Source organism: Mucilaginibacter lutimaris, from assembly GCF_042676625.1.
Lineage (GTDB): Bacteria > Bacteroidota > Bacteroidia > Sphingobacteriales > Sphingobacteriaceae > Mucilaginibacter > Mucilaginibacter lutimaris.
The window spans coordinates 419,380-426,818 of sequence record NZ_JBHTIA010000013.1 but is presented as its reverse complement, the minus strand read 5'-3'; the positions used below and the strand labels follow the sequence as shown (position 1 = coordinate 426,818).

General features: G+C 44.0%; 6 protein-coding genes. 1 reads left to right on the top strand and 5 read right to left on the bottom strand.

The window, feature by feature from the left end; all coding sequences use genetic code 11:
* Positions 1-224: 224 nt before the first annotated feature.
* Positions 225-896 carry a (d)CMP kinase gene (gene cmk, locus ACFQZI_RS19815; RefSeq protein ID WP_377145606.1) on the bottom strand — a complete coding sequence of 224 codons (672 nt, stop codon included), beginning with the start codon at positions 894-896 and terminating at the stop codon, positions 225-227.
* A 111-nt stretch (positions 897-1,007) separates the two neighbouring features.
* Between cmk and arfB the strand changes: the two genes are divergently transcribed.
* Entirely contained in the window at positions 1,008-1,418 is a 411-nt protein-coding gene (gene arfB / locus ACFQZI_RS19810) for an alternative ribosome rescue aminoacyl-tRNA hydrolase ArfB (protein WP_377145605.1), read from the top strand.
* On the opposite strand, the gene ACFQZI_RS19805 is transcribed toward arfB, so the two are convergent.
* From ACFQZI_RS19805 to ACFQZI_RS19790, 4 genes are all read right to left on the bottom strand, one after another.
* Complete coding sequence (locus ACFQZI_RS19805; RefSeq protein WP_377145603.1) at positions 1,415-2,380, bottom strand: lipid A deacylase LpxR family protein; 966 nt, start codon at positions 2,378-2,380, stop codon at positions 1,415-1,417. The genes arfB and ACFQZI_RS19805 overlap by 4 nt on opposite strands.
* 64 nt (positions 2,381-2,444) lie before the next feature.
* Positions 2,445-3,029, bottom strand: coding sequence for a hypothetical protein (locus ACFQZI_RS19800; RefSeq protein WP_377145602.1), 585 nt, complete (start codon positions 3,027-3,029; stop codon positions 2,445-2,447).
* A gap of 561 nt (positions 3,030-3,590) precedes the next feature.
* A complete protein-coding gene (gene lon / locus ACFQZI_RS19795; RefSeq protein ID WP_377145600.1) occupies positions 3,591-6,065 on the bottom strand; it encodes an endopeptidase La in 2,475 nt (824 codons plus the stop codon).
* A 343-nt stretch (positions 6,066-6,408) separates the two neighbouring features.
* Positions 6,409-7,437 carry a sterol desaturase family protein gene (locus ACFQZI_RS19790; protein WP_377145598.1) on the bottom strand — a complete coding sequence of 343 codons (1,029 nt, stop codon included), beginning with the start codon at positions 7,435-7,437 and terminating at the stop codon, positions 6,409-6,411.
* Between the last annotated feature and the right edge of the window lie 2 nt (positions 7,438-7,439).

Below are 7,439 nucleotides of genomic sequence, written 5' to 3'. Positions count from 1 at the left end.
TAGGGCGAATATAACCCGTGAGTCAATCGCCCTAAACAGGCTGGCTAACGCCGCCTTAAGAAATCTAAAGTAAAACTTTATTTCATTCTTAACACAGAATCTTTCTTTTGAGAGAAAAGAAAGTGACAACCACAGGCTTGGCAACCTGACACTATCCATTCCTAATGAAACACTAACAAATATGAAGGTTACTCGCTACTTCTCTACAACAGCTTTTAGCCTTATCATTTCAGCGCCTCTATTCGCTCTAACGCAAACTGTAGCTGCTGCTCGGGTGTAAGGTTGGTATTATCGAGTATTACGGCATCTTCGGCACGCACAAGCGGGCTTTCGGCGCGGGTAGTGTCCTGGTAATCGCGGTGTGCTATGTTCTCAAAAATATCCTCTAATGTAACCTCAGGGTTTTTAAGGTGTATCTCGTCGTAACGGCGCTGGGCGCGTACGGATGGGTCGGCGGTCATAAAGAGCTTGAGCGAAGCATGCGGGAACACGGCAGTACCAATATCGCGGCCATCCATTACAATGTTTTTTGATTTGCCCATGCGCTGTTGCTGCTTCACCATTTCGCGCCGAACCTCTTTCAGGGCAGCTACTTCGCTCACCTTTTCGGATACGGGCATCTGGCGGATCTCTTCAGAAACCTCCTCATCGTTTAGGGTAATGTGCGTTTCATAATCGCGCGAGTGAAAGTTTAAGTGAATATTTTTAAGGGCCTCTTCAATCTGCGCGTGATCGCTCATGTCAATGTTGTTCCTTAAAAAATAAAGGGCTACCGCACGGTACATGGCGCCGCTATCAACATAAATATAATGTAGTTTTTTGGCTAATGCCTTGGCTAGTGTGCTTTTACCGCATGATGAGTAGCCGTCAATAGCTACTATAATATTGTTGCTCATTTGGGGGCGAAGTTAAGGTTTTTTGGTGAATGGTGGATAGTTGGTTTGGTGGGTAGTTGTAATACGGACAATAAATTTTTAATAAAAAGCAACCACTCACTATCTTTAGCCATGAATTTAAATAAGGCCGACCTGCAACGCGAAATTTCTTACAAAACATCGCGCAGCGGGGGCAAGGGCGGGCAAAACGTAAATAAAGTATCAACCAAGGTAGAGCTGCTTTTTTCTATTGATGACAGTGCCTTGTTTACCGATGAGGAAAAGCAATTACTGAACGAAAAGCTACTAACCCGTTTTAACAAGGATGGGCTTGTACAGGTAATATGCGACGAGGAGCGCAGCCAGTACTTGAATAAAGAGATAGCGGTAGAACGGCTTGTTGTGTTACTCACCACTGCCCTGCACAAACCTAAAGTGCGCAAACAAAGCAAAGTGAGCCGCGCGGCAAAACTGGCCCGCCTGGGCAATAAAAGAATACAATCGGCCAAAAAGGCCGACCGTAAAAAAAAATTTGATTATTAATTGAACCTATACAACACCGTTACCGATCCCCACTGATGGGTGCTTTTAACCTGCTGTTTAACTTCACGGGTATTAATAACAGCGCCAACATCAAACACGAAGCGGCTGGTGGTAAGCGCCACCCCTAATTGGTTGCTAAACACAAGGTGGTTAATATCGCCAACAATTTCTTGCGTGCCGGATTCGGGGTGGTCTTTAAAGATATTGCCTTGTACGGTAGCGTCATAAATCACCGCGTTAATTTGTGGTTTATAATAAAAGAAAAATTCGTTTTTATGCAGCAAGGTGTTGTTGTTTTTGCTAACTGTACTTTGTGTACTTACCGATTGGAATAACTGGTTAAAATTACCCAAACGTACCATTGGCCCAAGGGCGGCGCCATTGAAGCCTGTACCCGCGTTTAAATAGCCCGAATAGCTAATATCAGCCCATGAACCACGGGCCAAAAGTTTATTTACCTCAAAACTAAGGTTTAACTGCGGCGCATTACGCACCTGGTATTGCCAGGTGTTAAGTTCATAAAAACCGAAAGTATTGTGAATGAATTTTTGTATAGCATAGCCGCCGGCCGCGGGGCCTACTACACCAATTTTTGCAGATAACTTGAGTGAGGTTTCATTTTTATAAATGATGTTTCCTGATAGCCCCAGGTACAGATACCCCGCAACAGGCCTGTCAATTAAGTTTGCCGAAGCTAATTGGCCCGACTGGGCATTATATATTTTTTGGCCTATCTCAAAACCGGCAACATAATTTGCTATTTCATGGTGGTCTTTCATCTTACTGAAATCTATAGCCTTGTTATATTTTATAAAAAAACCGTTGGTATAGTACCTGTCTGAGCCCTGGCCAAGGAAAGAATCGTTATCCGACTGGAAGCCTATTTCGTTTGCGCGGTTTTGCGCGTATGAGTTAGCGACTGCTAAAATGCAAAGTGCTAAAAGGAAAAGTATCTTCTTCATTATGAGATTTAAGGGTGCGCTAATGTAAAAAAAGCAAGGATATTATCCCTGCTTTTTATGTCATTTAAAACGAGTAGCCAAAACTTACATACGGCCACCAGGGGAGGAACCTGTCTTGTGTGAAAACCGGGCTTACGCCGGTGCGAAACGCGAAACCGCCATCAAGCGGCTGGTAGCGATACCCAAAGTTTAGTGTGCCAAGTACGCCATTATGATTTTTCTCCTTAACGTAATATCCTCCGTTAGGGTCTATAACCTCGTAGTACCTGTTATCAAAAAAAACATCGTTAGTGTTAACATTATAATAGGTAATACCCGCGCCTACCTCAAAATATTTGCCGTGTTTCCCGGCAAGATAATTTACCACAAGCGGGGCGGTAAATAAATGTTCGCCGCTTTCTGAGTAGTAACTTAACCCGATACGGCCTCCCCAGCCATCAGGGCGTTTGGCAAAACGTGTATCGTAGTTAACAGAATAAACAGCACCCGGGCCAAGCAACTCAAAAAACACGGTTTTACCCTGTTTATTGGCATATACTTTATTAAGGGAATCTTGTTTGGCGAGGTATTGGTTTTGAGCGGAAGCGGTAAGAGAGCAAGCGAAAACTAAAGCGCATGCTGCGAGGCTTAGTTGTAAAGTTTTAATCATATAAGGTTTAAATCAACCCGAAGATAAACCAATTTATATAAAAGCTAAATTATGAGTTATCTTTTTTACTATAAAGATATTAAACGCAAAAATGGAAAAATAGCCTGTAGCTTGTATTTATTTCCCCTCTTGAGAGGGGGCGCGTAGGGCTGCGAAATGGGAGGGGTGTGTTCACAAACTTTAAAAGCTGGCGAACACACCCCTAACCCCTCTCAAGAGGGGAACTATTTTGTTCGGCCTCTTGAGAGCAGGTGGACGAATGTTGTGTTAAGTAAGCTGCATTAATTTCACTTCTTGAGATGAGGCATCATAAGGTTGCAAAATAGAAAGGGTGTGTTCACAAACTTTAAAAGCTGGCGAACACACCCCTAACCCCTCTCAAGAGGGGAACTATTTTTTGTCCGGCCAGGTGAACGAATGTTGTATTAAGTAAGCTGCATCAATTTCCCCTCCTGAGATAAGGCATAAGGTCGCAAAATAGAAAAGGTGTGTTCACAAACTTTAAAAGCTGGCGAACACACCCCCAACCCCTCTCAAGAGGGGGAACTATTTTCATCAGTATTAATTCACAACCTTCACTTCTTTCTCTTTCACCGTTAAATCAAGCGGCTCGGGTACCAGTTCGGTAAGGAGGGCAAGGTTAATTACCTCGCGCATATCCGTGACGTAATGGAATTTGAGGTCGGTAATGTAATCTTCTTTTATTTCCAGGATGTCTTTCTGGTTCGATTTACAAAGGATGATCTCTTTGATATTGGCGCGTTTGGCAGCCAGTATCTTTTCTTTGATACCACCCACAGGTAACACACGCCCACGCAGGGTTATCTCACCCGTCATGGCCAGGTGTGGTTTTATTTTACGCTGGGTAAATGCTGATACCAACGCGGTAAGCATCGTAACGCCTGCTGATGGACCATCTTTAGGGGTAGCGCCTGCTGGTACGTGTACATGGATGTCCCATTGCTCAAACAGTTTTGGGTTGATGTTAAAGTAACCAGCATGCGCGCGCAGATATGCCAGCGCTATGGTAACCGATTCCTTCATCACATCGCCAAGGCTGCCTGTTAGGGTTAACTTGCCGTTACCGGGGCTAAGGCTGGCCTCAATAAACAGTATATCGCCGCCAACGGATGTCCAGGCCAGGCCTGTTACTACGCCAGCGGTATCGTTGTTTTCATAAAGATCTTTATCGTAAAATGGGGCGCCAAGTATCTTTTCAACCTCTTTTTTGCTTACCAATACATTATATGGTTCTTCCATAGCAATGTTTTTGGCAACGCCGCGTATTACAGAACCTATTCTTTTTTCCAGCGTACGCACGCCCGATTCGCGGGTATAATCTTCTACCAGTTTCTCCAACACATCAGCCTTTACCACAACATCTTTAAGTGTTAAGCCGTGGGCCTCGCGTTGTTTTGGTAGCAGGTGCTTCTTGGCTATTTCAATCTTTTCTTCGATAGTGTAACCGTTCACTTCTATGATCTCCATCCTGTCGAGCAGGGCAGGCTGTATCGTACTCAGTGAGTTTGCCGTAGCGATGAACATCACGTTCGACAGGTCGAAATCCATCTCCACGTAATTATCATAAAAAGTGCTGTTCTGCTCGGGGTCAAGCACCTCTAAAAGGGCTGATGACGGGTCGCCACGGAAATCTATGCTTACCTTATCAATCTCGTCCAGTATAAATACCGGGTTTGCTGCACCGGCCTTTTTAACCGACTGGATGATCCTGCCCGGCATAGCGCCGATGTAGGTTTTACGATGCCCGCGAATTTCGGCCTCGTCCCTTACGCCACCTAAAGCCATGCGTACATATTTGCGACCCAGGGCTTTTGCTATTGATTTACCCAACGATGTTTTACCAACCCCGGGAGGGCCAACCAGACAAAGGATTGGCGCCTTCATATTGTGTTTCAGCTTCAATACTGCCAAATATTCAATAATACGCTGTTTTACCTTGTCAAGGCCAAAATGGTCTTTGTCCAATACCTTTTGCGCCCTTTTAAGGTCGAAATTGTCTTTTGTAAATTCGTTCCACGGCAAGTCAAGTAATAGCTCGAGGTAGTTTATCTGCACCGAGTAGTCTGCCGCGGCAGGGTTGGTGCGGGTGAGTTTTTCAAGTTCCTTGGCAAAGTGGGTTTTAACCTCTTTGTCCCATTTCTTTTTCAGGGCGCGCTGGCGCAGGTTCTCAATCTCCAGGTCGGGAGAGGTGCCGCCAAGTTCTTCCTGTATGGTTTTTAGCTGTTGGTTCAGGAAGTAATCGCGTTGCTGCTTATCCAGATCCACACGTACTTTGGTTTGGATCTGATTTTTCAGCTCCAGCATTTGCAGATCGAGCGTTAAATGCTCAAGCACCATATTTATCCTGTCGCGCAGGCTGGCAGTTTGCAGTAATGCCTGCTTAGCCGCCATATCCGCGTTCATATTTGATGATATGAAGTTGATAAGGAAGGATGTGCTTTCGATATTACGGATAGCGATACCTGCTTCGCTCGGGATATTTGGCGAAAGCTGTATGATGTTCATGGCCATGTCTTTAACAGACGATACCATGGCTTTAAACTCTTTATCCTCTTTTGCCTTTATCTCCTTAAATGGGTCAATAGTGGCTTTTATGTATGGCTCGCTTTGCACCTCTTCCCTTAGCGTAAAACGCTTTTTACCCTGTAGTATCACAGTGGTGTTACCATCGGGCATTTGCAGCATTTTAATGATAAGGGCAATGGTACCAACCTTGTTAAGTTGGTCAAAAGTAGGGTCTTCAATACTTACATCCTGCTGGGCAACAACACCAATGAGGCGGCTGCCTTTGTTGGCGTCGCGTATTAGTTTGATAGATTTATCGCGGCCAACGGTGATGGGGATAACAACACCCGGAAATAATACGGTATTGCGTAAAGGCAGTATAGAAATAATATCGGGTACCTCTTCATTGTTCATTTCTGCCTCATCCTCTGACGACATCAGCGGGAAAAATTCAGAATCTTCATTAATGGAAGGCATGGTATTCTTAAAATCGAACGGATCAAAACTCATTAATCACCTTATTATGTATGGTAACAACGTCATAATGGCAGGTACGGAAACCCCGGCCTTGCAAATACGGGCTATTTACCAATTGTTATATATTCAAATATACAGTTTCAAGAGCTATGCCAATGTATCTTAATTACAGCGGCTAAATGCCATTCAATTGTAATTGATTGATTTTTTGCGATTTGCGTGGATTTAATAAGTGAAGGGAAATTACAACCGCGTTTAAAGAAAGTGGAAAAAAAGTCAGCCCATTATGAGGTTAATTAGAAGGAGATGTAGCAACATAAATTACTGCGCAAAGAGGGTGAGAAAAAAACTTTCAATTTAATTCCGGAAGTTATGGCTACACCCGTGCTTCTTCAACCACTCCTTTATTAGTTTTGCCGGCTTCCAGCTCCTCAAAATATTTTTTCCTTACTACGCTGGTCATTTTATGGTCGCCTGTATGGCTCCAGCCGGGTGGCATAAAAATATACATCACTTTATTTTTGATGCCCGGGGCACGGTAAACATCTTTGGCCAATGCCACAATTTCGCCGAAATAAGCATCCAGGAAACTGTTCTTGATCATGGGGCGGCTTATACCATACTCAATGGGGATGCTGCGGTCTTCGGGGTAGTAGGTGCCAAATACTTTGTCCCAAATGTTAAGCAGGTTGCAAAAGTTGGTATCCATATATACCACATTACGGGCATGATGTACCCTGTGGTGTGATGGGGTAAGGATGATATTATTTAAGAAACCCAGACGGCCATCCTTAATAATGTTTTCGCCAACGTGTATCATGGCACCCCAGGTACCATCAACAAACATAATAACAAACAGCATTGCCGGGTTTACGCCAAGCAAAATACAAATACTGGTGCGGATGAGGTCGGCATAAGGCGCTTCTAAAAAGAAGTGTGCGTAGGTGACCGATAGGTTCATGTCTTCGGGCGCATGGTGGGTAGAATGAAGGCACCACAGCAGGCGCACCTTATGCGCCAGATAATGGTATATAAAGTGCGCGAACTCCCATATCACATAGCCGTAAATGAACCAATACCAGGTAAAGGTGGTTTTAAAAATGGCGACAGGTAAAAACCATTTGATGCAAAGCCCCACCATGGCAAACGAAATTACCCTGCCTACAAAAGAGTTTAAAACATAGGTGAAGAAAGAGATCTTATAATTAATGACGTGGAATTTTTTGTAGAATGCCGCCCTGATAATCTCGAGCAATAACACCAGCGGCGTAAGCGGAACCAGCAAAGAAACGATGCCCTCATAAGTTAAAAACTTATTGTAATTACCGGATCTTATAATATCAAGGAAACCACCCAGGTTCCAAAAGCCTGTAAATTCATTTGCTATTGCCTTTAAAAAATCCATAG

Excerpts from the sequence above, each read along its gene's own strand:
- cmk (WP_377145606.1), bottom strand. The coding sequence starts at position 896 with ATGAGCAACAATATTATAGTAGCTATTGACGGCTACTCATCATGCGGT.
- arfB (WP_377145605.1), top strand. The coding sequence starts at position 1,008 with ATGAATTTAAATAAGGCCGACCTGCAACGCGAAATTTCTTACAAAACA.
- ACFQZI_RS19805 (WP_377145603.1), bottom strand. The coding sequence starts at position 2,380 with ATGAAGAAGATACTTTTCCTTTTAGCACTTTGCATTTTAGCAGTCGCT.
- ACFQZI_RS19800 (WP_377145602.1), bottom strand. The coding sequence starts at position 3,029 with ATGATTAAAACTTTACAACTAAGCCTCGCAGCATGCGCTTTAGTTTTC.
- lon (WP_377145600.1), bottom strand. The coding sequence starts at position 6,065 with ATGAGTTTTGATCCGTTCGATTTTAAGAATACCATGCCTTCCATTAAT.
- ACFQZI_RS19790 (WP_377145598.1), bottom strand. The coding sequence starts at position 7,437 with ATGGATTTTTTAAAGGCAATAGCAAATGAATTTACAGGCTTTTGGAAC.